At 42.8% G+C, this 24,660-nt stretch carries 23 protein-coding genes and 8 pseudogenes; 16 read left to right on the forward strand and 15 right to left on the reverse strand.

The annotated features are described in order from the left end of the window. Nucleotides 1–64: 64 nt before the first annotated feature. Nucleotides 65–793 carry an SDR family oxidoreductase gene (locus TT11_RS12945; protein ID WP_261870744.1) on the reverse strand — a complete coding sequence of 243 codons (729 nt, stop codon included), beginning with the start codon at nt 791–793 and terminating at the stop codon, nt 65–67. Nucleotides 794–895: 102 nt separating this feature from the next. On the opposite strand from TT11_RS12945, the pseudogene TT11_RS12950 reads away from it, so the two are divergent. Then, nucleotides 896–1,367: pseudogene (locus TT11_RS12950) on the forward strand (winged helix-turn-helix transcriptional regulator). A 132-nt stretch (nt 1,368–1,499) separates the two neighbouring features. On the opposite strand, the pseudogene TT11_RS12955 reads toward TT11_RS12950, so the two are convergent. Together TT11_RS12955 and TT11_RS12960 are read right to left on the reverse strand one after the other, a co-directional pair. Continuing rightward, nucleotides 1,500–2,550, reverse strand: a pseudogene (locus TT11_RS12955) (zinc-binding alcohol dehydrogenase family protein). A gap of 298 nt (nt 2,551–2,848) precedes the next feature. Beyond that, the gene (locus tag TT11_RS12960) at nt 2,849–3,712 is read right to left on the reverse strand and encodes an SDR family NAD(P)-dependent oxidoreductase (RefSeq protein ID WP_101204558.1); all 864 of its coding nucleotides are present in this window, start codon (nt 3,710–3,712) and stop codon (nt 2,849–2,851) included. 227 nt (nt 3,713–3,939) lie between these two features. Here TT11_RS12960 and TT11_RS12965 point away from each other — a divergent pair, with 227 nt between their 5' ends. Continuing rightward, a complete protein-coding gene (locus tag TT11_RS12965) occupies nt 3,940–4,212 on the forward strand; it encodes a type II toxin-antitoxin system HicB family antitoxin (RefSeq protein WP_101204557.1) in 273 nt (90 codons plus the stop codon). A 132-nt stretch (nt 4,213–4,344) separates the two neighbouring features. Here the strand turns inward: TT11_RS12965 and TT11_RS12970 are convergent, their stop codons facing one another. From TT11_RS12970 to TT11_RS12980, 3 genes are read right to left on the reverse strand one after another with little or no spacing between them, the layout of a single operon-like run. Further along, nucleotides 4,345–4,488, reverse strand: a complete 144-nt coding sequence (locus TT11_RS12970) for a hypothetical protein (RefSeq protein ID WP_261870745.1) — start codon at nt 4,486–4,488, stop codon at nt 4,345–4,347. Then, on the reverse strand, nt 4,485–5,003 hold the full coding sequence (locus tag TT11_RS12975) for a hypothetical protein (protein WP_261870746.1): 519 nt from the start codon (nt 5,001–5,003) through the stop codon (nt 4,485–4,487). The genes TT11_RS12970 and TT11_RS12975 overlap by 4 nt, the downstream gene beginning before the upstream one ends. Nucleotides 5,004–5,016: 13 nt before the next feature. Next, nucleotides 5,017–5,499: an MFS transporter gene (locus TT11_RS12980; RefSeq protein WP_261870805.1), complete on the reverse strand. Its 483-nt coding sequence runs from the start codon at nt 5,497–5,499 to the stop codon at nt 5,017–5,019. A 293-nt stretch (nt 5,500–5,792) separates the two neighbouring features. Here TT11_RS12980 and TT11_RS12985 point away from each other — a divergent pair, with 293 nt between their 5' ends. Together TT11_RS12985 and TT11_RS12990 are read left to right on the forward strand one after the other, a co-directional pair. Then, nucleotides 5,793–7,172, forward strand: coding sequence for a PLP-dependent aminotransferase family protein (locus tag TT11_RS12985; protein ID WP_261870747.1), 1,380 nt, complete (start codon nt 5,793–5,795; stop codon nt 7,170–7,172). A gap of 243 nt (nt 7,173–7,415) precedes the next feature. Then, nucleotides 7,416–8,381 (forward strand): EamA family transporter, encoded by a 966-nt coding sequence (locus TT11_RS12990; protein WP_101204554.1) that lies wholly within the window; start codon nt 7,416–7,418, stop codon nt 8,379–8,381. A gap of 59 nt (nt 8,382–8,440) precedes the next feature. Here the strand turns inward: TT11_RS12990 and TT11_RS12995 are convergent, their stop codons facing one another. From TT11_RS12995 to TT11_RS13015, 4 genes and pseudogenes are all read right to left on the reverse strand, one after another. Next, on the reverse strand, nt 8,441–8,842 hold the full coding sequence (locus tag TT11_RS12995; RefSeq protein WP_261870748.1) for a hypothetical protein: 402 nt from the start codon (nt 8,840–8,842) through the stop codon (nt 8,441–8,443). Continuing rightward, nucleotides 8,839–9,522 carry a M14-type cytosolic carboxypeptidase gene (locus tag TT11_RS13000; RefSeq protein WP_261870749.1) on the reverse strand — a complete coding sequence of 228 codons (684 nt, stop codon included), beginning with the start codon at nt 9,520–9,522 and terminating at the stop codon, nt 8,839–8,841. Before TT11_RS13000 ends, TT11_RS12995 begins: the two co-directional genes overlap by 4 nt. A gap of 254 nt (nt 9,523–9,776) precedes the next feature. Further along, nucleotides 9,777–11,325 (reverse strand): annotated as a pseudogene (locus TT11_RS17395) (ATP-binding protein). Nucleotide 11,326: 1 nt separating this feature from the next. After that, nucleotides 11,327–12,049 carry a heavy metal response regulator transcription factor gene (locus TT11_RS13015; protein WP_101204551.1) on the reverse strand — a complete coding sequence of 241 codons (723 nt, stop codon included), beginning with the start codon at nt 12,047–12,049 and terminating at the stop codon, nt 11,327–11,329. A 417-nt stretch (nt 12,050–12,466) separates the two neighbouring features. Between TT11_RS13015 and TT11_RS13020 the strand changes: the two genes are divergently transcribed. The 10 genes and pseudogenes from TT11_RS13020 to TT11_RS13070 all read left to right on the forward strand — a co-directional run bounded on the left by TT11_RS13020 (nt 12,467) and on the right by TT11_RS13070 (nt 18,154). Continuing rightward, nucleotides 12,467–12,613, forward strand: a complete 147-nt coding sequence (locus tag TT11_RS13020) for a hypothetical protein (protein ID WP_261870752.1) — start codon at nt 12,467–12,469, stop codon at nt 12,611–12,613. Nucleotides 12,614–12,938: 325 nt separating this feature from the next. Continuing rightward, nucleotides 12,939–13,219, forward strand: a pseudogene (locus TT11_RS13025) (hypothetical protein). A 194-nt stretch (nt 13,220–13,413) separates the two neighbouring features. Further along, nucleotides 13,414–13,569: a hypothetical protein gene (locus TT11_RS13030; protein WP_261870754.1), complete on the forward strand. Its 156-nt coding sequence runs from the start codon at nt 13,414–13,416 to the stop codon at nt 13,567–13,569. Between the two features lie 48 nt (nt 13,570–13,617). Next, nucleotides 13,618–14,007: a cytochrome c gene (locus TT11_RS13035; RefSeq protein WP_261870755.1), complete on the forward strand. Its 390-nt coding sequence runs from the start codon at nt 13,618–13,620 to the stop codon at nt 14,005–14,007. A 140-nt stretch (nt 14,008–14,147) separates the two neighbouring features. After that, a pseudogene (locus TT11_RS13040) lies at nt 14,148–14,784 on the forward strand (DUF411 domain-containing protein). A 151-nt stretch (nt 14,785–14,935) separates the two neighbouring features. Further along, complete coding sequence (locus TT11_RS13045) at nt 14,936–15,601, forward strand: multicopper oxidase domain-containing protein (protein ID WP_261870756.1); 666 nt, start codon at nt 14,936–14,938, stop codon at nt 15,599–15,601. Next, nucleotides 15,574–16,041, forward strand: coding sequence for a hypothetical protein (locus TT11_RS13050; RefSeq protein ID WP_261870757.1), 468 nt, complete (start codon nt 15,574–15,576; stop codon nt 16,039–16,041). The genes TT11_RS13045 and TT11_RS13050 overlap by 28 nt, the downstream gene beginning before the upstream one ends. Nucleotides 16,042–16,123: 82 nt before the next feature. After that, on the forward strand, nt 16,124–16,603 hold the full coding sequence (locus tag TT11_RS13055) for a multicopper oxidase domain-containing protein (protein WP_261870758.1): 480 nt from the start codon (nt 16,124–16,126) through the stop codon (nt 16,601–16,603). Between the two features lie 25 nt (nt 16,604–16,628). Continuing rightward, a pseudogene (locus TT11_RS17400) lies at nt 16,629–17,643 on the forward strand (copper resistance protein B). 43 nt (nt 17,644–17,686) lie between these two features. Beyond that, a complete protein-coding gene (locus TT11_RS13070) occupies nt 17,687–18,154 on the forward strand; it encodes a DUF305 domain-containing protein (protein WP_240990717.1) in 468 nt (155 codons plus the stop codon). Nucleotides 18,155–18,206: 52 nt separating this feature from the next. Here TT11_RS13070 and TT11_RS13075 read toward each other — a convergent pair. Together TT11_RS13075 and TT11_RS13080 are read right to left on the reverse strand one after the other, a co-directional pair. Further along, nucleotides 18,207–18,413 (reverse strand): annotated as a pseudogene (locus TT11_RS13075) (hypothetical protein); the annotation flags it as partial. A gap of 171 nt (nt 18,414–18,584) precedes the next feature. Then, nucleotides 18,585–19,713 (reverse strand): annotated as a pseudogene (locus TT11_RS13080) (alkene reductase). Between the two features lie 277 nt (nt 19,714–19,990). Between TT11_RS13080 and TT11_RS13085 the strand changes: the two are divergent. Continuing rightward, nucleotides 19,991–20,761 (forward strand): LysR family transcriptional regulator, encoded by a 771-nt coding sequence (locus TT11_RS13085; protein ID WP_261870761.1) that lies wholly within the window; start codon nt 19,991–19,993, stop codon nt 20,759–20,761. Between the two features lie 254 nt (nt 20,762–21,015). Here TT11_RS13085 and TT11_RS13090 read toward each other — a convergent pair whose 3' ends face one another. Both TT11_RS13090 and TT11_RS13095 read right to left on the reverse strand, forming a co-directional pair. After that, nucleotides 21,016–21,843, reverse strand: coding sequence for a class III extradiol ring-cleavage dioxygenase (locus TT11_RS13090; protein WP_261870762.1), 828 nt, complete (start codon nt 21,841–21,843; stop codon nt 21,016–21,018). A gap of 215 nt (nt 21,844–22,058) precedes the next feature. Continuing rightward, complete coding sequence (locus TT11_RS13095) at nt 22,059–22,436, reverse strand: DoxX family protein (RefSeq protein ID WP_261870763.1); 378 nt, start codon at nt 22,434–22,436, stop codon at nt 22,059–22,061. A gap of 103 nt (nt 22,437–22,539) precedes the next feature. Here TT11_RS13095 and TT11_RS13100 point away from each other — a divergent pair, with 103 nt between their 5' ends. After that, nucleotides 22,540–23,529: a LysR family transcriptional regulator gene (locus tag TT11_RS13100; RefSeq protein ID WP_261870764.1), complete on the forward strand. Its 990-nt coding sequence runs from the start codon at nt 22,540–22,542 to the stop codon at nt 23,527–23,529. A 153-nt stretch (nt 23,530–23,682) separates the two neighbouring features. On the opposite strand, the gene TT11_RS13105 is transcribed toward TT11_RS13100, so the two are convergent. Continuing rightward, nucleotides 23,683–24,252, reverse strand: a complete 570-nt coding sequence (locus TT11_RS13105; RefSeq protein ID WP_261870765.1) for a hypothetical protein — start codon at nt 24,250–24,252, stop codon at nt 23,683–23,685. Nucleotides 24,253–24,660 lie beyond the last annotated feature (408 nt).

Below are 24,660 nucleotides of genomic sequence, written 5' to 3' on the forward strand. Positions count from 1 at the left end.
CTTTGCATTCCTTGCAATATATTAAAAATTCATTAAAATTTTGACGGTTATTAACCAGATAAGATTAAAAATTTTCCATCCATGGGCGTAAATCCAGCTCATGCGTCCAGCTATCTCTTGGCTGACAGTGCAACTGCCAATACTGCTCAGCGATATGTTCTGGATTTAAAATACCATCTTGGTCTTTTAGCTCATAGCGCTCAGGAAAGTTGTCACGAATAAAATCAGTATCAATAGCACCGTCAATGATAGGGTGTGCGACATGTATGCCTTTAGGTCCCAACTCGCGCGCCAGGCTTTGTGCCAGTGCCCGCAGAGCAAACTTAGCACTAGCAAAAGCTGAAAAACCTTTACTACCGCGTAAAGACGCTGTTGCACCCGTAAAAATAATTGTTCCCCTCTTACGTGGAATCATGACTTTTGCCGCTTCTCTACCTGTCAAAAATCCAGCCAAAGCACCCATCTCCCACACTTTACGATAGACCCTCTCTGTCGTATCTAAGATGGAGAAATGCACGTTTGCACCGATGTTAAACACCACTACTTCAATCGGCCCAATGTCTTTTTCAATATGAGCAAACAGCTCAACCATCTCTTGCTCGACACGTGCATCACAACCAAATGGCTTGACTACTCCTCCAGCCGCTTCGATATCACTGACTAATGTCTCTAGCTTCTCAACAGTCCTTCTGGTCACGCACAAAGTAAAACCTTCTCGCGCAAAACGTTTGGCAACAGCACTGCCAGTGGCATCGCCTGCGCCGATTACAACTGCTACGGGTGCTCTGTTCATGTCTATTTCCTTATAGGTTCCTTTTTAGAACTAACAAAAACATAGCTTTATTTTTGGACCCTGTCAAGCTAACCTATAGCTTAAAGATAAAGGAGATAACCTATGCGCTGGGATGAACTGAACCAACAGTCTTGCTCGGTGGCTCGCACTTTAGCAGTCATTGGTGATCGTTGGACGCTCATGATTTTACGTGATTGTTTTTTGGGAGTCAGACGATTCGACGTATTTGAGCAACGCTTGGGCATTACACGTCATGTCCTATCTACCGTCTTCGTAAATTGGTTGAATACGATATTTTAAAAAAAGTCGCCTATCAGCAGCGGCCGCTACGTGAGGAATATAGACTGACAGAGTGTGGATTAGATTTGCACTCTGTCGTACTGGCATTGGTCAGTTGGGTGATAAATACATGGCTGATGAACGCGGGGCACCGCTGTTGCATAGACACAAGGCATGTGGTCACATTATGCATCCGGTGACAGTATGCTCCAAGTGCGCTGAGCCCATTACTGCACGTGATATTGAGGTTGAGATAGGACCCAAATGGATCGGTAATGATGAAGTAAGTATTTAATATAGTAGCGGTTTATAAGCCATTAGAGCTAGATATCAGAACACTTTATTTAAAAGACTTAACCTTTTACGGCTGTACCGTATTTCAGCCTAAAGTGTTCCGAACCCTCGTTAACTATTAATCTAAATGGCGTTATGCAGACCAGCCTTCTAATACAATCTTGCCATGCGCTTGCTGTTTTTCTAGCATTTGGTGCGCACTACGTAGATGTTCAGCGGTGATAGCCCCAAGATTGTGAGCAACTGTGGTTTTGATCTCGCCTGCATCAATCAATTTTGCCACCGCATTTAATAAATGATGCTGTTCAATCATGTCTGGCGTATTGAACATTGAGCGTGCAAACATAAATTCCCAATGCAGACTTAAGCTTTTGGTTTTAAGCGGGTTGGCATCTAGTGATTTTGGATCATCAATCAGTCCAAGCTTACCCTGCGGCTTTAAACATTTAATGATTTCTTCGTAATGATCTTCAGTGTTATTGAGACTCACCACGTAGTCTACTTCAGCAATACCTGTTTTTTTGTAGTTCATCAGACAATGGGTTGCGGTGATTGATAACATGATCAGCACCCAAATCTTTGAGCCACTGCACGCTCTCATCTCTCGAAGCCGTACCGATAATCGTGGCAGATGTTCTTGTTTTTAATAACTGAGTTAGGATAGATCCAACGCCGCCCGCTGCGCCAATGACCAATACTGAGACGTCATCAGCGTTCTCGCTACTACCGCTGTCATTCGCTGCGCTATCAGAGACAGGCACTTGCAAACGATCAAATAACATCTCCCAAGCTGTAATCGTCGTCAGTGGTAATGCTGCTGCCTCAGCGAAAGACAAAGAGGCTGGCATGTGCCCAACGATACGCTCATCGACCAACTGATATTCAGCATTGCTGCCTGAACGGGTCAAATCTCCAGCATAATAGACATTGTCGCCTACTGAGAATAAACTGACGTCTTCACCGACAGCCGTCACAGTACCAGCAGCATCCCAACCAATAACAGCATACTCACCCTCTGCAGCAGGACGCCCTTCACGGATTTTGTAATCTACTGGATTGACTGATATGGCTTTTACTTCTACGAGAATATCGCGACCTGAAGCAACTGGTTTATCAAGGGTGATGTCTTGTAGCGATTGTTCATTATCGATAGGTAGATTGTTTTGATAACCAATGGCTTTGATAGTTTGCATAATATTGTGTCCTGTTTTTAATAAGAAAGTTTTTAATAATAAAATTTGAAAATATAGTTAGGGCGTGTCCTCAATTCAATCAATAGTCATCTAAATGGGTTAAAAATGGCTAAACCTTGCCAAACAGCGTCAAATCGCTGGTTAATATCCCGATATTATCTGCACTATTTTCCTCGTTTGACGGCAATTTACCTCATTTTTATCACCATTTTTGAAATGAAGATACGCCCTAGTAATGGTTTAATTGTTTGAAATTCATTGATGCCGCAAAATATAAATCTTATGCATCTTATGCAAAAATTGACTGCAATAATGTTTGAGTCTGCTGCTCAAGCTCTGCAATGGCTGCTTGGTTTAAAGCATCAGCATGTGGTCGACCAAATTCTCCTCTTGCATCGCCATGTGCGCCACCTTTGATGTCGTTATCAAAGTATGTACCAGTATCGTCAGCGAACTCATCCGAGATGGCCAACTCCGTTAGGATATTTGCGCCTTTGTCTGCTGATGACCAATGCTGACCATACGCTTCGTTAGCCATTTTTGTATTCAGTAGCGAACCTGGGTTAACGGCGATGACATTGATATCGTTGCTAACGACTGTGTCAGCTAATGCCATACTCCACATGGTTAATGCCAGCTTACTTTGGGCATAAGCATCTTTATCATCGAGGCGGGTTTGACCTGCAAGTGCTTGATAAGATATTGACGCTTGCGCAGCTGAGCTTAAGTTCACGATACGCGCTTGCTTAGACTGCTTGAGCAAAGGCAACAAAGCATTGGTCAGCTCATAAGGCGCTAGGTAATTGACTACGAAACGTACATCCAAACCGTCTTTCGTCATTGCTGATGCCGTAGTATAAATCCCTGCATTATTTATGAGCACATCAAGCTTGGTCAGTTTTTCATTGACGTCTGCTGCCATCTTTAGCACATCCGTTAGATCAGAAAAATCAGCCACAAACCCATCAATATTATCTACTGCTGCGCCTGTCGCGACTGCTCGAACTTCTGCAATGACGCTAGCAAGCTTGTCAGCATCGCGGCCATGCAAGTACACTTGGTGCCCAGCTTCTACCAGTTTTAACGCTGCCAATTTGCCAATGCCATCTGTGCTGCCAGTAATTAAAATTGTTTTAGTGGTATTCAGAGTCATAAACCGCCCTTATTGTTTGAATTATTGTTTCAGTTTTGGATACCTGTTCTATTTTATCCGTCGTGATAGCGTCCATTGTAATGAAAGTGTTGTGGGTCAAACAGTAGCCATCACCTAAAACACTTTCAATATAATTTTGAAAGTGAATTATATTTAAGAGGTTATGTAGAGCATTATCTAAGCGGTTGCTAGTTATACTTAGGTTCAAACTTCATGAGGAATGTTAAATGCAGTATCCCATAGCAATTACACCAAGTAATAAAACAACAGCTTATGGCATATTTATCCCAGACATAGTGGGTTGCTATTCAGCCAGCGATGAACGTGCAGATATCTCTAATAATGCTAAAGAAGCGATTATGCTCCATCTAAAAGGATTGATAGAAGACGGTGAAGCCATTCCTCTACCTACCGATAGTACTAAACATAAAGATAATCTAGATTTTGAAGGAATGGATTGGGCAGTAGTAGATATTCAGATACATGAGCTATATGAATGACATCAAAGAACCACTCATGCCTGTCAGATATAATAAATGAACTAAAAAAATTCACATAACAAAAAGGACAAGTAATCTAATCATGAAAAATTAAAAAGATAATGAATAGAAAACTGCATTATCAATCTTATTTTAAGACAGGCTATGCAGATTGGCGTTCGAATGACGTCCAGTTCTCAATATAGGCTGGCTAGCAAATAAGACAATCACACCAACTAATGAAAACACACCAAAGGCGTAGAACGCAGTAGCAGCACCATACCTATCCACAATCAAACCAGTAAAGATGACGGGTACACTAAGCCTATATATGCCATCAGAAAATAGCCTGCACTTGCACGTGCCTGCTCATTTCCAGCAGATTTTGCGACTCCTAGCATACCGCCCAAGTAGACAAAGCCATAGCAACTAGTACTGGCCAAGAATGCCGCCAAAAGAATGACTGGTAGATTGGCGTTCAACGTCCCCCAAGCCAATAAAGCATAAGCCGGTAATAAGATCAAAAGACCAAGCTTGCTTGAGACTTGAGGGTCAAGCTTTCGGGCGATTGGCTGAACGATCAATCCACAACTGATGGCTAACATAGAAGATACCCCTGCATACTTAGCGAGGCCATGCGTGGCCAGTACTGAGGGAATAACTGACAATACCAATCCTGTCGTCGCCCAACAAATCAAAATACCGCTGCCATACCAGATGACCTCACGGTTAAAATAAGGTAGCCGTAGCATAGAGGTGGGCAAATTAGTGCGTTTAGGTGCTGTCTCTGGTAATTGATATAACAAAAACATAGCGAACAGCCCGCTAGCTAGCAGTAAGAAAAAAACTGGCTGGCTGATCGGTTTCATAAAACATCAAAGAAACCGTCGTCAATACAGGACCAAGACCAAAACCTATCGTCGTACTGGCCGTCACCCACGCTGTCGCACGCATCGTATCTGATGAGCCAAGTAGCTCAATCATATAGGCAGTCGCCGTAGCAGCCATCAGAGCCGTTCCTACACCCAGTATGAATCGTGCTACTGCTAACGCTCGTGTGTAAGGATAAAATAGCATGAGAGCCGTCGCTGCTACCGATATTGCCAAAGAGATTAAAATCACCTTGCGCCGTCCGATGCGATCAGACAATCCACCAAAAGCTAACAATACAGGTATGACGCCTAATACATAAAAGGAAAACGCTATCGTGGTTGCTAGTACACCATAGCCATCATTGTGTGCGTAAACGGCATAAAGCGGCCCTTGGATATTGACGCTTGTCGTTATCACGCATAAGGCAAAGGCCAGATATTTATTATATTTTTTTCGTGGTCATATATCGCTGCTTTTTGAAGAATTACCATTGAATTGACTGAGGTAAGTGTGATTCACAGTAGAATGACACCTACCTCTACATCGTTTACGTTCAATGATTAAAACAAAAGTACAGTAGGTTATCTATATACAATCCAGTACAATTAGACAGAACTGTTTGGTCTATAAAACCCATACAGTTCGGATATCCTACCCATATATTATCCTAGCTATAACCTTAAGATAAAACCTTCACAAAATTCGCCTTACCAGAAATTGTAAAAAATATGAATAAAAAGCTAACACGTATCGAAGTTGTCATGGCTGACGTAAAAGAGAAAATAGCAACCGTTATCTATATGCCAGAGTCGCGACTACCCTCCGTCCGTGCCGCTGCCAAAGATTATGGGTTCTCACCATCTACCGTGGTTGAGGCCTATGAACGCCTGCAAACTGAGGGAATGATCTATTCCCGTCCTGGTGCAGGGTTTTATGTGGCAGAGACGACAGCGCCGCTATCATTGACAGATATAGCACCAAAAATTGATCGAGTGGTAGATCCATTGTGGGTATCGCGGCAATCGCTGGAGCCGCCCGATGGTGCATTAAAGCCAGGCTGCGGCTGGTTACCAGCGGACTGGCTGTTTGAAGCAGGTATGCGCCGTGGTCTGCGAAATGTAGCAAAAGCTGACGCGTCTATTATCAGTGAGTATGCAACGCCGCTAGGACTGTTAGCATTGCGTCAACTACTCACGCGGCGTATGGCAGGATTGAGTATCAATGCAGAACCGTCACAGGTCATATTGACGGATTCAGGCACTCAGGCGATAGATTTGATTTTTCGATTTTTACTGACACCAGGTGATACAGTTGTCGTCGATGATCCTTGTTATTTTAACTTTCGAGCACAGCTGCTTGCCCATCGAGTCAAAGTGGTTGGTGTCCCTTATACGCCCAATGGTCCAGATGTAGAGGCCTTTGCAGCGATTTTAGATGAGCATAAGCCGCGCCTGTACATCACCAATGCTGCCATTCATAATCCTACGGGCGCAACGTTATCACCTGCTACGGCATACCGTGTATTACAATTGGCTCAGACTGCTGATTTGTACATTATCGAAGACGATATTTTTGCAGATTTTGAAGTCAAGCCTGCGGCGAGATTGGCGGCTTTGGATGGGTTATCACGAGTATTCTATATAGGCAGTTTTTCTAAAACGTTATCAGCATCCCTACGCTGTGGTTATATTGCAGCGCCTACAGAGTGGGTTGAGAGTTTGGTAGATTTAAAGATAGCGACTGGCTTTGGTGGCAGTCAGTTAGCAGCGGCGGTTGTGTTCTCAGCATTGACTGATAGCGGCTACCGTAAGCATATGAATGATATCCATACTCGGCTGGCAAGCGCGCGTACTCATACGCTACCACGATTGGCCAAATTAGGCATCGTACCGTGGCTGCTCCCACAAGCAGGTATGTTCCTATGGTGCCGATTACCTAAGAATAATAATGCGACCGAATTGGCCAATCGCTGTTTATCCAAAGGTGTGGTATTGGCACCGGGCAATGTTTTTAGCCAATCGGACAATGCTGAAAATTTTATGCGGTTCAATGTGGCGCAGATGAGCCATTCAAAAATTTTCGAGGTATTGGCTCAATCGTTAGACTAATCAATCAGAGACTTATATAGTCATTCCACTATAAAGTATTACAGCGTTAACCTCGCTTGAAGTATCACATGTACATCTACACTCGGTTGCCTTGTACTACTTTTAAATTGAATCGACTATAGTGCTAGTACCTTCTTATTATATATTGACCTTTCGACTATAATTCTAAGCCTAAACATAAGCTGAACACAATTAAATATAACCACTCCCGACAACGGATACTATTTCTCTAGGATAGCTCATATGTCCCCTATATATACTGCATTGGCTATACTGGTTACCTTTATCTGGGGCGTAAATTTTACTTTTATTGCGTGGGGTCTTGAGAGCTTTCCGCCATTGATGCTTACTGCTCTGCGTTTTTTCTTTACTGCTGTGCCATTGGTTTTGTTTCTAAAGCCGCCTAAATTCAACCGTACCTTGTTTATCTATGCTATCGGTACATTTGTCATGCAGTACGCCTTTGTATTTACAGCAATGCATCTGGGTTCATCCCCGGGGCTGACGGCACTACTGCTACAAATTCAGATTTTTATCACGGTATTGCTAGCGTACTTTATATTGGGTGAAGCAGTCAGCCGTATGCAAATCGTCGGTATGTTGGTCGGTGTACTAGGACTCAGCGTGATTGCGCTAAACCTTGGCGGTGATATGCCTTTGGCAGGGTTCATCTGTATTTTGATTGCGGCCATCGGTTGGAGCTTTGGTAATATTGCCTCCAAGCAAGCATCAAAACAGACCTCAGAAAAAGCGTCAGAGCAAACGGCTCTAAAAGCGATGCAGCAAGGAACAAGGGTATCTGTTGCTACATCCAGCACTGAAAAAAATAAAGCCTCTGCTCTGTCTGCGCTAGCGCTGGTAGTCTGGGGCGGTCTCATTGCTTGCGTGATGTTGACGATATCTTCTCTTACATTTGAGACTGATGCATGGCAGATGGCGACGTTTACTGAAGCATCACTCAAGTCTTGGCTCTCACTTGGGTTTATCGTCTATATCTCAACCTTAATTGGCTTTGGTCTGTGGGCACACTTACTCAGTCAAAATACCGCGTCCAAGGTTATGCCGTTTGCACTATTGGTGCCCGTATTCGGTATGGTGACCTCAGTACTACTCACAGGAGAAGTGGTGACTTGGTGGAAGATGCTGGCCATGATGTTGATCTTATCAGGGCTGTTATTGGCGAATGTGAAAATGAAAAGAAGCTGCTAACGATGACCACTAAAACACTCAGCCATCATTAGCAGCTTTCTATTTTCTTTTTTCTATAGTTATCGTAAGTCATCCACCACAGCTAGCATTGCTACCAGTGATGCTTCCCCTAACTTGATAGAACGCTCGGGTGACCAACCCATCTCTTCATCGGGCAGATTATCATTGTCTTTAAATGGCATCTCTAACGTATTAGCAAGACAATCAAAACGCTCTGCTACCCAATTGGTGGCAACGGTCATATTGGCAGCACCTGGTGCATCGACCTCATAGCCAATCTCAGACTGAAAGTCGGCACTGGCTAACTTTAATACCTCTGAAAACTTATCACGTAGTCCAGCAAGACGGTCACTGTAGCTTGGCGTCCCTTGTGACCCAGCGAGGAATACATACGGCAATGCTTCATCACCATGCACATCATAAAATAGATCCACGCCTGTCGCTTCCATTTTATTAATCACATGAAATACTTCAGGCTTTTGTCTAAGCTTGGACTTTGCCATTCACGATTTAAGTTGGTTCCGGCAGCGTTAGTACGCAAGTGTCCACGCACACTGCCATCAGGGTTCATATTAGGAACAATATAAAAATTGGCCTTGTCTAACAACTGTTTGCCAGTCGCATTATCACTATCTAACAAGCTATACAACAAACCCTCAATGAGCCATTCAGCCATCGTCTCACCTGGATGCTGACGAGCAGTAATCCATATATTGCGCTTGTGGGCAGCACCGTCACCTATTTTGACTAGGGTCAAGTCACGTTTATCAAGCGTTTCGCCTAGATGCTCTAACGTCACTAGCGGATGCACTTGCACGGCGGCCAATAAATCTTGATGACGCTCATAGCTATAAGGCGCAAAATACGCAATCTGAATGGTTTCGCATTCTAACTCTGCCACGATGGTCAATTTGCCATCTTTATAAGAGGTTGGCAGACGGAACCAATGCTGACGATCATAAGAAGCCACCGCTTGGTAGTTCTCCCACCCTTCTAGATAAGACGCCTCTCCTGCATTCAGAATATTGAGAACATACTGCTCCCCTATTTGACCTGACAAACGAAAGTTAAACCACTGAAAAAACTCGCCGCCAACATCTGGACGAATCGCTAATTGAATGTCTTTTTTTGTTGTCTGCATTAATAATGTCAATGTTGCCTGCATCAAAATTAGCTGTGATATGCATAGTCATTCCCTAATTGATTTTTATGATTGTGTTTTAAGTATTATGTTCGTTATCGACTTACTGTTCTACCTATTGCCTTGTAATAATCTCTAGCTTTATATTGGGCACTAGACATACATTTACTTGGTCATTATCAGCTCGTTTTCAAGGCAATAACCTATCAAATCTATCTGTTCAGGTTGAATATTTAGCGTTGGCTACTAAAAGATTAAACCTCTGCTAATAACTCGACACTTACTTGAAAGTAATCATCGTCTTTTATAGTAATACTGACGTTACCATTATGCGCCCCAACGATAGACTGTACGATAGATAGACCCAAACCTGTTCCTGTGTGGCGATCTATTGTTTTATGATGTCGATAGAAGCGCTCAAACAACTTATCTGCCTCACTTTGTGTCAACGGCTCATCTAATTGGTTAGTGATGGTCATTCGTAAAATAGCTTGTTTTGATTGTTGAAGACTGCTTATTGTTGTACCCACCATCTCATCTGAGTTTACTCTATCTGCACTAATGGTTATAACGCTATCTTGAGCAGCATAATAAATCGCATTCGATATCAGATTAGCAAAGAGCCTTTGTAATAAACTTTTATCTCCTAAAACAGCGCTGAACTCACCTTTGGTTTCAATAGCGATACCTCGGTCTTCTGCAATCATTTCGTAGTAATCAACGAGCTTGGTGATTAAACTGTCCGTATCCACGTGACTGATTTGCGAGTCACTCAATCCTTTTTGGGTTTTTGCTAGCAGCAGCATATTATTTATCATGGCCGATAGCTGCTCTAAGGTGTCATGCTGATGGTGTAGCTGCTCAATGTATTCATCACTAGCTCTCGGTTTGTTTAACATGACTTGCGTTTGCGTGCTGAGTGTCGCTATTGGAGTGCGCAGCTCATGGGCGATATTGTCTGAAAACCGTGACAATGATTCAAAATTACTTTCAAGCTTGGCCATCATTGAGTTGTAAGATTCTGCTAATGGTCGCAGCTCTAACGGCATATCACTGACCGTGACTCTATCATCCAATCTGTCAGGATTCATTGTTTTCATTTTTTTGGACGATGGTCGCCAAAGGTGCAAAACCCCAATACACACCCAGCGCCGCTACTGATACGAGCAACAAGGTAATCGCGAACAAAATCATACTAAGCTGACGATTGAACTGTAATAAATACTGATGATGCACATCTATAGGCAATGCGATAAGCGCGAGCATTTTGTCGTCTTCAATGACCATTGCTCGATAGTATCGGCTGTTGATATTCATCACAAACTGTTGCTTATCATTATCTTGTTTCAGTGATGACAGATTAAATCCTTCCCCTAGCTCTTGAGCAAAGTTATTGGGGGTACTAGACAGTATCTGCCCTTCTTTATTAGCGATAATGGTTTTTAGATCGTAATCTAGCCAAGAAGAATGCTGATGATCAGCTTCATCTGATATCGCTGCGGTAGAAGTATCTCCATCAGGCATTACGTCAGGTGCCGCTCTTAGCGGCTGTTGACTATCCAATGGATTTTGAGAGCTAGGTAGGGTTTGGGAAGTTATAGGGCTACTAGGTTCTATCACTCGTTTACGTAGATTAAAAGCCGCATGAGTCATAATTTCAGCGTCCATTTGCTCGAAATGGCCTTTAACAGAACGCTGTATCCATATATAAATGATAACCTGTGATATAACAACAAATATCGTGAGCAGCAACACAGTACGCCATAATAGTGGCAAGCGCCGATTATCAAACCTATATTTCATATTAGACATTGCCAGCTTCGTGAGATGGTTGGCTATCAAGCGCTGTATCGACAGCTTCTAACCGATAGCCCATCCCGCGCACCGTATGAATCAGCTTTGCGTCATGATCATCGTCTATTTTTATACGAAGACGTCTTATCGCCACATCAATCACATTGGTATCATTTTCAAAGTTCATATCCCATACTTGGGAGGCGATGATTGAGCGTGGAAGCACTTCACCGCGGCGCTCTAATAAAAACTGTAGTAAGGAAAACTCTTTTGCCGTGAGCTTAATAGGCTTATCTCCTCTATGCACCGTACGCTTGCCGATGTCCATCTTAAGATCCGCTATTTGCATAATCGTACTTTGATAGTCGGCTTGATTGGCACGTCGTAATAAGCTTTTCATCCTGACGATCAATTCTGCAAAGGCAAAAGGCTTGGTCAAATAATCATCGCCACCAATCTCAATCCCTTTTATCTTGTCACTTAAGTCATCTTTTGCGGTTAGAAATAGCACAGGCGTATGCTTGCCAGCCGCTCGGTAATTACGCACCAGCTCAAAGCCACTAACATCAGGCAGCATCACATCCATCAATATCACGCTAAATTCTTCCGTCATCAATGCATGATAGCCATCTAATCCTGTTAGCTGATGATCCACGATAAACCCAGCTTCGGTTAAGCCTTTTTTTATATACTCGCCAAGCTTCAATTCATCTTCTACCAGCAGTACTTTCATTGTAATTCCTCAATACGGTCATGATTGTTTAACGTTCTAACCAGCACAGGTGACAATATTGACTGGTAGCGGACAAAGATGTCATGTGCTCGTAATCAGACTGTCAGTTTTATTTTGCTAATCTATATAAACGGTACATAGGTGCTCGTTTCAATACTTAGCTACTATCCAATACTTAGGGCGTGCCCTCAATTCAAACGAGTGTCTCTAAATGGCTAAAAACAGCTAAATTTTGCCAAACATCGTCAAATAATTGGTCAATATCTCGATATTATCTGCACTATTTTCCTCGTTTGACGGCAATTTATCTCATTTTTATCACCATTTTTAAAATGAGGACACGCCCTAGCTACTATGAATTATTTTTATCGGTAATCAATGTAAACAACTTACGAAAGAGGTTTTATATGAAAATTTATGGTTCGTTCAAAAAAAGTAGTACTGCTTTCGGTATCTGTACTTATCGGTACTACCACTGCCAATGCGCATACGATTGATCTAAGCACTTCAATCATCAACAACTGCGACGCTGTGACTGAGTTTGCAAAAAAACTTGGATCATAACGATGCTCAGCTCTCAAATTCACAAATGAAAAGCTATATCGATGCGAGAGTGGCTTGTGAGATTGAACACAAAGATCAACATCTACAGTCTGAAAAATACTTCATTAACAAATATGGTAGCGATAAGTGATATCAGCTCTGATGTCATACTAAAGGATTACTGACAACATTAAAAACCATAAATAGTAAGATGACAGAATTGTAATCTTACCGTCATCTCTCTGTCAGAATCACTAAAGTATGCTTTAAAGTAACTTAATATCTTAAAGTCTTTTCGACTACATACCAATTTAAATAAGGATTTACCATGTCATTATTCAAACCAATGCCACTGCTCAAATCAATGCCACTTTCTAAATCAATCGTAGCAACTGCTATAGCCTTAGTTGTTTCAACCTCTGCGTTGGCACACGATCCCAAAATGCACGCTGAAAAAGACCAAATGAACTGTGAGAAAATGCAAAAGCATATGCAGATGATGCAAAAAAAATGGATCATAGCAAAATGGATATGAATGATCCTGCTATGAAAGCCATGATGGCTAACATGAGCAAAATGAAAGCGATGTACCAAAAGCACTGTGTGAGCAGCGATAGCGATTCTTAAATATCAATTTATAAGTTCAATACTATAGTCAGTTCAATATAATTTCGATACAAGGAAACCGAGTGCAAGTTATACATTAATATGCTTAGCGAGGATGACGCTGTAGCGGATTTATATAGACTTGACTATATTGTCAGAGAAGCTGATCAAGCAGTAATGGGATATTAAATAAAATGGATTTTTAGGACAAACCTATGAAGTTTTTACTAGGAATACTGTTTACTGTCTTTGTCGCTATTGTGGGCATTTTTATGGTGGTGACTAGTGGCATGATAAATATCGGTGCTGATCGAGCTCATAGTCCGCTGGTTTACGATTTTTTTAGAAACTGCCCGCACACGCTCGATTGAACATGCCAGTAAGAATATTTTGGTTCCCAATTTAAAAAAAAGGCGGAGATGATCAGCTCGGGCGGTGCAGATTACAAAGATATGTGTGCAGGCTGTCATTTATCTCCTGGCGTCAACAGCACAGATTTAAATAGCGGTATGTACAAGCCTCCTAACTTTACTCAGGCGGATATCGTTAAGCGCTATCGAAACGAGGCTGGTGCCAGACAAAGCTTTTGGGCGATTAAACATGGCATTATGGCGTCTGGCATGCCCGCTTGGGGCGCTACTCACGATGATGACAGAATATGGGCGATGATTGCTTTTATTAGATCGCTACCTAACTTAAATGAAAACCAGTACACCATGCTAACGATTCGGTTAGACGATAGTATGTTGGATATGTCATTTGATGGTGAGATGGATATGTCAGGTGATGGATCCGGCATGCAACATTGATTTTTTGTACAAAATGCAGTGCTCAATAGTGCTGCTTTTTGCGATTTGAGTTTTAAGCTTTGCTAGCACTATTTTGTCCAGTGATGTGGCTCTAATTTTTATAATATTTAATCGTCAGACAGACGCTCGGGAGTGGTTTTATGAGACGCTATACTAATAGATTTATTAATGAACATAATCTGATATCTGGCCGTGTGCTCTCGGCGATCGTGGTATTGCCGTTATCGTTAACGATTGCCGCTTGTAGTCAACCTAACTCCGCTGCTGCTGACTCAACACCAGCGACTGAGCCAACTGTTGCTACGCACACGGAGCAACCAACAGCTGAAATAATGCCAGTCAGCGCTCCTTCAGATACCCAATCAACTATCCTAAAAAATATCTCAGCCACCGTCTATAAAGATGCGAATTGTGGCTGCTGCAAAGAATGGGTCGGTTATGCCGAAGGTCATGGTTTAAACGCAACTGCACAGAATGTCGAAGACGTGTCCTTGTTTAAAGAGCGATACAGCGTACCGCAGCAAATGCGCTCTTGCCATACCACCGTCACTACTGATGGCTACGTATTTGAAGGTCATGTCCCTGCTAAGTATATGGCGCAGTTCCTAAAAAAACCCGCCAAGTGATGCGATTGGCCTTGCTGTCCCGAGCATGCCAGTCGGTAGCCCAGGTATGGAATACCAAGATAAATTTATGCCATATAAAGTGATGCAGCTTAATAAAGATGGCTCAACAGCTATTTATGCAACTATTGACTCACCGCAGCAGCAAATCTAGCTTGGTTGTCGTTTAAATAGCTTATCCAGCTCTATTAATAAGCGGCCAAAGTCATAGACTTAGCTGATAAATATAGACTCGACTCTCACTTTATAGATATAAATCAGGTGAATTATTATGAACACAACTATGTTTAACCGCAGGCGTTTTTTTGACAGGATCTTCTACCTTGTTAGGGGCATCCATGCTGTCCACCCTACCGTCTATTGCCAATAGTGCGCTCGGTAAAGGCCAGCAGAATGTAGCCATCAACAGTGATAAAGCCGACCATATCGTACCTATCTTAACTGGGAATGAGTTTGATCTGTATGTCAGCAAGAAGCCCGTCACTGTCAATGGCAAGTCGAGTATGGCAACACTGATTAATGACTCGCTACCAGCACCAACGCTAAAGATGCGTGAAGGCGATACCGTAACTATCCGTGTTCATAACCAGATGAATGAGTCAACCTCTATTCATTGGCATGGCTTGCTGGTACCTTTTGAGATGGATGGGGTGCCAGGTATCAGTTTCGATGGTATTCCCGCGAACAGCACCTTTACCTATAAATTCAAACTTAAACAATCAGGCACCTATTGGTATCACTCACACAGTGGCTTTCAAGAGCAAACCGGTATGCTTGGTGCTATCGTCATTGAACCCAAAGGCCGTGAGCGTCATCCTATCGAGGAAGACCATGTAATCGTGCTGAGTGATTGGACGCACCGCGATCCGCACAATCTCTTGAAATTGCTCAAACAGCGCGCTGACTTTGATAATTATCATCTGCCAGATTTCAAAAAAAACTATTGTCTGATATCGCCGCAACAGATTTAGAAGCCGCTTATGACAAGCGCAAAATGTGGAATCAGATGCGCATGATGCCGACGGATTTTACTGATTTATCTGGCGAAAAGACCTTTACCTATCTGATGAATGGTAAGACCACAGCGGCTAATTGGACAAAGCTAGTAAAAGCAGGACAGCCCGTTAAATTACGCTTTATCAATGCTTCAGCGCAAACCATTTTTGATGTGCGTATACCGGGTCTCAAAATGACTGTGGTGGCAACAGATGGTATTGATGTCGCACCTGTTGCGATTGATGATTTCCGCATTGGCGTGGCTGAGACCTATGATGTCATCGTCACGCTACTCAAGATGCACATACCATATTTGCCCAAAATATCGATCGTTCAGGCTATGTCGCGACCACGCTTGCGACCAAGAAAGGCGCTCGTGCTGCAATACCTGCTATGGATCAGATCGAATGGCTGACCATGGCCGATATGATGGGTGCGATGGGTGATAAAGCTACAAAGCAAAGCATGCCAAGACCGAGTATGACTTTAAATCTGATATGCGTGTCGACAGTCCACGTATGAACCTAGATGATCCCGGTATCAACCTGCGTAATATCAATCGTGACGTACTGAATTATAGTCAGCTGCGCTCTGTCGATGAGGCCATATTTGTAGAGCAGCGTAAGCCTACCCGAGAGATTGAGCTACATTTAACGGGTAACATGGAGCGCTATATTTGGGCTTTAGATGGTGTCATGTTTAAGGATGCAACGCCTGTCAATATTAAGCCAAACGAGCGTGTGCGTATTACCTTAGTCAATGACACGATGATGAACCATCCTATGCATCTGCATGGTATGTGGAGCGACTTGCGCACGCCATCTGGAGACTTTCAAGTACGTAAACATACGATTGTAGTTCAACCAGCGCAAAAGATTAGCTTTGATGTGACGGGAGAAGTTGGACGATGGGCGTGGCATTGCCATCTGCTTTATCACATGGAAGCCGGCATGTTCAGAGAAGTTGCCGTCGTTTAACAAACCTTCGAATATGAGGCTTATTATGAAAATATCTAAGAAAAACCTGTCATTCATTGGTTTGTCATCGCTAGTCTTGCTCACATCCTCTTTTGCAACAGCTGCTGAGATGTCGAATATGGATCATAGTGGCATGGATATGTCTGGTATGGATCATAGCGGCATGGATATGTCAGGTGATATATCTGATATGGATCATAGCGGCATGGACATGTCGGGCGATATGTCTGATATGGATCACAGCAGCATGGATATGTCGGGCGATATGTCTGATATGGATCACAGTGGCATGGATCATGGCAGTATGGATATATCTGGTATGCAAGGCGGGCAGCCACCAGCTGATGCTCGCAGTCCAGACTATTCAAATGGGGTTCCCTACGGACAGTATGGTAAGCCAATGATGATGGACAGCATGCCATTATGGGGAGTGTCAGTAGACGACTTGGGCTATCAGTTTGATGAAGACCAAATCAACTTTGAGGCGACGGGTTGGTATGGTACTGATAGCAATCGTATAAGACTACGCACGGAAGGTAGTGCTCAGACTAAAGATGATAAAGGAATCGATAGCTTAAGCTCCCTTGCTTATTGGAAACCACTGAGCATTTTTTTGGAATGGTGAAGCTGGTGTCGCTTACGATACTGAAAACGACAACGCTGCCGTAATGGCAGGTATTGTCGGTACCGCGCCTTATTTTATAGAAACGGATGCGAGAGCCTACTTATATACCGATGGTCAACTTCGTCTTGATCTGGGCGCAGAGTACGAATGGCGTTTGGATCAGCATTGGGTAGTCATACCGGAGGTTGGACTGACTGCCTTTAGTAAAGATGACCATGATAATGGTATTACCAAGGGCTTTAATGAGATGGAAGCTGAGGTTAGGCTGACTTACGAGACGTTCAGTCGCCAGCTAGCCCCTTATGTAGGTGTTAGTTATGAGACAGCGCTTGGCAAGGCTCGTGGCCAAAGACGTCAAGAAAATGAATCAGTTGATAGCAGTAGTTTGACTGCGGGGGTTAAATTCTGGTTTTAACTGTCTACCCATTTTAATTTAACAAAACAATGGAGGTCATATCATGGAAGCTGCTAAGCAAAAAAATATGAACCCTTATGTAAAATTTACCTTAATGATTCTGACATCGACTGTCATCATGTATATCATGATGTACTTCAATACCTACCAGTGGGATCACATTTACTTTAGTGAAACCCGAGCTTATATGGCGCTATACATGGGTGCCGGTATGGCAGTCGTCATGTTGGCATTTATGACCAATATGTATAAGAAGACCAAGGTCAATTTGATGATCTATGGTCTAAGTGTATTGATGTTTGTAGTTGGTATTTGGGGCGTTAGATCTCAAGGGACTGTCGATCAAGTCGATTGGATGCAGGCGATGATACCGCATCACTCGATTGCCATTCTCACCAGTAGTCGCGCTGATATTGAAGATCCGCGTGTGCAACAGCTTGCTGATGATATTATAAAAGCTCAAAAACGTGAAATTGATGAAATGAAACAGTTGATTGATGAGCTTGAATAAGAGAATGGTGTACCAGTGAACGCTGCGAAAAGCGATTACTTTTTTTTCTGCTCAGACGCTCAATGACCCAGCCTGCTAGTGGGAAGGAAACTAGCTGTGTCAATGGAACGAGTATGATGGTTTCAATTAATACCACCACTGGCAGGCTTAATCCTTGGGTCACAGGCTTCAATAACGTCAATACGATTAGGAGCGTTGGATAAAGTCCGACATATCCTATCAATATGCGTATAAGTCTGTCTTTGGAATTCTGATTCATTGCCTACTACCTATTGATAAAACGATAAAAGAAAAACCTTTAAGCGACAAAAACAATAATTGTCGCTTAAAGATTGACTGTCTGTGAATATCCAACAAGTCACAAATTTATAAATGAAAATAAGGCCATTAGTATTAATGGCCTTATCTCAGTCACTGTTTATGTACTTTGCTATTCTTGATAGTAAGGATAATCACTGTAGCCCACATCAGTACCACCATACATCGTGGTAGGATCTACTTCATTCAATGGCCAGTTATTGGCAATACGCTCTGGCAGATCAGGATTGGCGATAAAAGGACGACCAAACGCGAATAAATCACCGTAGCCTTTTTCTAAAATGTTCACAGCTTTTTGTACCGTGTACTTGCCAGCATAAATAATACGGCCTGAAAACTCTTCTCTGACTGCTTGATAAAAAGTGTCTGGTAAATCAGGCGCATTATCCCAATCAGCTTCTGCAATGGACAAATAAGCAATACCCGCTTGCTCAAGCAATTTGACTGCTTCGACATAGGTATGATGGGGATCTGACTCTACCAAGCCTAAATACACGCGCGTCTCATCCGTACTCGCAAATAATGGCGCAAAGCGTACGCCTAAACGATCAGCACCCACCACATCACTGACAGCAGCGACGATTTCTTTTAAGAAGCGCAAACGATTGGTCAACGACCCACCATATTGATCATCACGGTGATTGGTGTGCTCAGAGATAAACTGATTGACCAAATAACCGTTAGCACAATGCAGCTCTACCCCATCAAAACCCGCCTCCAATGCATTGCGCGCAGCGGCCGCATACATCGTTACCAACTCACCAACTTCATCGGTACTGAGAGCGCGTGGCTCACTTGGATCAGCCAATGCACCTGCACCTGGACCTGTTTCAATAAATACTTTGACGTTATCAGCGGTAATATCAGACGGCCCTACCGGCTGAGCACCATTAGGCTGCAAGCTGGTGTGCGACACACGGCCTACATGCCAAAGCTGAGCAAAAATAATACCGCCTTTGTCATGTACTGCTTGCGTGACTTTTTTTCCAACCTTCAATTTGGGCTGATGAATGGATACCTGGCGTCCAAGCATAACCTTGACCTCTTGGCTCAATCTGCGTACCTTCCGTCACCATAAAGCCTGCTGACGCACGCTGTGCATAATAGCTGGCCATTAAGTCATTAGGGATATTGTCAGGTTGCGTGCTACGAGAGCGTGTCAATGGCGGCATTACGATACGGTTGTTGAGCGTATAAGGCCCAAGTGCTACAGAGGAAAATAATGTCTTTGTATCTGGAATAGTTTGTGTCATAAGTATCTCTTTTAAAGCAGCTGATGGCTTATTATTGAATGTATTGAGCCTGTTTTAATGCTTAGTAGCTCATTTAGTGGCTACTTAAGCAATGTTGGTCAGCATAGCGTTTTGCAGGTACAATTAGAAACAACCGTTTCTTGTTTAAGATACAATTATTAATGGTATGAAATTATGAATGGTATGAATCGGCTCGATATCAAGCAACTTAGAGTATTGCAGGCGCTACTTGATCTAAAAAAACTTGTCGCAAGTCGCACGCAAAATGGGGCTGACCCAACAAGCCATCAGTGAGCAGTTACGCAAGTTACGTGAGGTGTTTGATGATCGTTTGTTTATTCGTCAAGGCAATAGCATGGTGGCAACACCAAAAGCGCTATCGATGCAGCAACCTATTGACCATATATTAAAGCAGTTGGAAGATTTGTTAGAGCCAGAGATTTTTATGCCGCACACATATAAAGGCGTCTTTACGATTAGTGCGACTGACTATGCAACACAGGCATTATTACCGCAATTGTTTAATATTACGCGACGCGATGCACCAGATCTGAAGTTAATCGTCCGTGATTTTGCCTCGGACAATATCAATCAGCTGATTGCAGCAGGCGAGCTTGATTTGCTGATTACCTTTCCCGAATTTATCCCTGATAACTTATCGTATGTCACTCTGTTTGAAGAACAGCATTTATGCGTGACAGGTTGTGAAAATACCTTTGCCACAGAGCCATTAACGCTGGCGCAAGTGGCTGCACACGCGCAGCTAGTCGTGTCACCCTCGCGTGCCAATTTACGTGGCTCTCATGATCAATGGTTTGCAGAAAAAGGTCTAAAACGAAATATTGTGATGTCGGTTCCTAGCTTTTCGGCTGTACCAGATATTTTGCACACCACTGACATGATTGCGTTTTATCCTTCGCGATTGTTGCCGAGCAGCAAGGTCAAAGAGCTTAAGATTGAAGCGTTGCCCCCCACTTTTAAAGTCATCGCGGCATGGCATCCACGTACAACGACAGCGGCATACATCGTTGGTTGATTGAGCAGTTGAGAAATCTATAGTAATTAACTTAGCTATAGCCAACTTTGAAACGACATCGAAAGTTTTTAAATTCAAACTTGATGGAAATAATGTGGTGGCAAACTACGAATAATAAGCGACGTTATCTCTAATTTGATATGCCATTAATAATTGCTGTATTAACCTAAAACATCCTTTGATTCTGAGATTCAAAGGATGTTTTATTTTTGACAATTACGCTGAAACACTGTGATCTATGCTTTTTAGAATACTTACCCAAACTGAAAGGCAGACAATTGCGTTTTTAGCACTTGCTGGGAGTAAATCTTTTGCCCTTTGTCACGTCCTGCTGCACCCACCGCTATCATAAGCGGTAACAAATGCTCCTCTGCCCCTAACGGATGTGAGTCAAGCGCGTGAGGAGCATTTTTCCAATTGGCCAAGGCCGTGAGTCGTTTATCCGAATCTGCTGATTCTACAGTATTCGTTAGCCATTCATCAAAATGCTCTGATGATTCAGTAAAACTGGTATCGCCATAACCGCGCATATTATGAAAGCTCATGCCGCTACCGATGATTAGCACACCCTCTGTACGCAATGACGCCAATGCCTGACCAGCAGCCAAATGCGCTTGTGGGTCTAAATCATGACGCAGGGATAGTTGGACCACTGGAATATCTGCCTCAGGGAACATTAGCTTGAGCGGTATAAATACCCCGTGATCAAACCCACGCTCCGCATCTTGTTTATTGCTTACCCCTGCCTCTGTCAGTAGACTACTGACTTTCTCCGCCAATGCTGGTGCGCCTGAGGCTGGATAAGTCAAACTGTAAGTATGTTCAGGAAAGCCATAATAATCATAAATGAGGTCAGGTTGCTTACTAGCGGTGATACTAAATTCAGCTGTCTGCCAATGCGCACTAATGATTAAGATAGCCTTTGGTCGCTCAGGCAAACGAGCAGAAATGCTCTTTAAAAACGTTGCCATCTCATACCACGTATCCGCTGGTTGCCAATCCATGAAAAAGCACGGCCCTGCACCATGCGGTATAAACAATACAGGCTGGCTGACTGACTCATTAGATAAAAGTGTTGTCATGGCTTTCTCCTTGTTGCTTGTCTTAAATGGCTATTTTCAAACAGCTTTATTCACGAAAATTGAATAAAGCTATTTACAACTATAAAACCTATCCTAATTTTTCTGACAATACCTTATCCATACTGAGGGAGCCGCCACCTTGAATAGCTAGAGCAAGCGAAGCCACCATCAATGTTAGCGCGTATTCATAACCACCATTATCAGCGAACAGCCCATTACTGATATGGACAGAAAAAAATAGCCACCAACATGGTAAAAGCTGCGGCTAAAGCGGCCGGTCTGGTTAGCAAACCTAATACCATAGCCAGACCACCGAAGAACTCAGCACCGCCTGCGAGTATTGCCATCAGGTAGCCATGCTCCATACCCATACTGCTTAACCATTGAGCCGTACCTGCCAGTCCATTGCCACCGAACCAACCAAATAATTTTTGGGCGCCATGGGCTGCTAAAATCAGCCAACGGGTACCCGAAGCACTAAGGCCGCCACTCCAGCTTTTGATGACAAAATAGTATCTAATAGTGATGATTTCATTGATGCTTACTCCATAAGGTATGATTAAAATAAATAGTGTCGAAAATGATATAGGCACACTTTACTATCAACGCTATAAAAGAGTAAGCTCATTTATATTGAATAATTATCAACATACTGTTTATAGTGGATTTGATATCAAGAGAAATATAGGAATAAATATGGATAGAATCGATGCCATGCGCGCTTTTGTCGCGGTAGTAACAGAAGGCAGTTTTAGTAAAGCGGCAATTACGATGCAGCTCTCGCCGCAGCTAGTAAGCAAGTATGTGGCAAAGCTAGAGGAGGAACTGCATACTCGCCTGCTCAACCGCACTACGCGCAAAGTCAGCCTCACTGAAGCTGGCAGTCAATACTTTACGCATGCGCAGCAGATTTTATTGAGTATTGATGAGATGGCATCGCAGCTAGGCGGCTTACAGCAGCATCCTAAAGGCGTCCTGCGAATCAGTGCTCCCGTGTCCTTTGCCTTAAAGCATATGGCGAAACTCATCACTGATTTTCAGGCGCGCTACCCCTCAGTTACCGTTGATCTGCAGTTGAGTGATCGAAAAGTAGATATCGTTGAAGAAGGGTTTGATATTGCCCTGCGTATCGGACAGCTCCAAAGCTCGTCACTTATCGCCAAGCAGATTGCTCCGATTCGCGTGGTGTTATGCGCCTCGCCCGAGTACCTCAAAGCTCATGGCACACCTAAGCAACTTGAGGATTTAGAGTCGCATCGCTATTTGCATTATAGCTATATGAATGTAGAAACTAAGGGTCAAATCTACAAATACCTAAAGACCAAACAATTCAAAGAACATAGCGTTTTTCATAGTAATAATGGCGACGTACTCGTTGAAGCAGCTATTGCAGGCGGAGGATTGATATTACAGCCGACTTTTATTGCTAGTGAAGCGTTGAGCTCTGGCAAGTTGGTCGTAGTGTTGCCAGAATATGAACCTAGCCCTTTAGGCTTATATGCCGTCTACGCCCATAGAAAACTACTACCTCACAAAGTCAGATGCTTTATCGACTTTATGACCAACTACTATGCACGCCGCCGTATTGGGATGAGAATATATAGCTTTAAACATAGAGACATAAAAAAAGCCACGACACATTATGTATCGTGGCTTTCGGTTCAAGCAAACTTAAGCAAGCACTGATTTAATAATCAGATCCAACCTTCTTCTAATAGGTGCTCAGTATTGCTGATTTTAAAATTATTGCATAAGTCATAGAATGCCATTGGGTCTTCAACATTATCGAGTAATTCTCTTTTATGCAGTGCCACAAAAAGCGCCAACGCATACGCCGCACTATGGATAGATTTTTTTAGGATTAAAGGTAATATCAGTAAATCCCTGATATTGAATCACTTCCTCATGCAGCTGAGGGTTTTGCTTGAGCGCATTCACGTACAACCAATCATAAAATGTCGTTAACGGCTCTACGCCCCATTCCATACCAAAGTAATTGTAGCCAATGAGCTCGCCCGAGGTCATCAATCGCTCATCCTTTCTGGCTTGTCTTGGTGGCGCGGTAAGCAAATCCGTATAAGGACCACCATCTTCAAAAACCATACTGGCTTGAAAAGCATTTTCGACACTATATGGACTGCTATCATGCTCATCAGTAATTTTTAAACTAAACGGACTTAGCGGAAAACTCAGTTTATTACCAGATTTACTAGACAGCTCTAACACATGCTTAAACCCATACTTTTTACGAATGACTTGCTGTAAGTCATTGATGGATTTTTTCTTTTGTCTGGTCGCAAATCCCACATGTCGCTCAAACATAACCATATCCGTTTTTACCAAATTGTCACTATTGACTTTGGGCATGAATACGGGTCTTTGTTCTATCGTATTTGGTACTTCTTCCATAGTGATGTGCCTTAATATCAATGGTCTTGTATAAATGTCTTATGTTAACGGTGCTGATATTACCTGCTGTTGACGGTGTACTCTGTCATTGCTAGCAGCATTTCTTATTATTGGTATTTTCTTCGCTAGTAGCCAAATACAGTGAATTGATCGAGAGCTATCGAGAGTTATCGAACCCTATCAGTGCTCGCTGGGCAGTTTATCTTATTATCAGTCATTTATCCTGCCCTATTTTAGAATTAATGCCGCCATACCTTCAACAATAAACCATAATCGAGCTATTTTGAACTTAACGATAAATATAAGGCGCTACTATAAACGGGTTTAAAAGTATCCAAAGAAATCTGCTTGACCTTACCATCATGTCAACCTATATGCTGTCACTATAGATTTGAAAATAAGATTAAA

Origin of the sequence: Psychrobacter sp. JCM 18901 (assembly GCF_000586435.1) — a bacterium.
Classification (GTDB): Bacteria; Pseudomonadota; Gammaproteobacteria; order Pseudomonadales; family Moraxellaceae; genus Psychrobacter.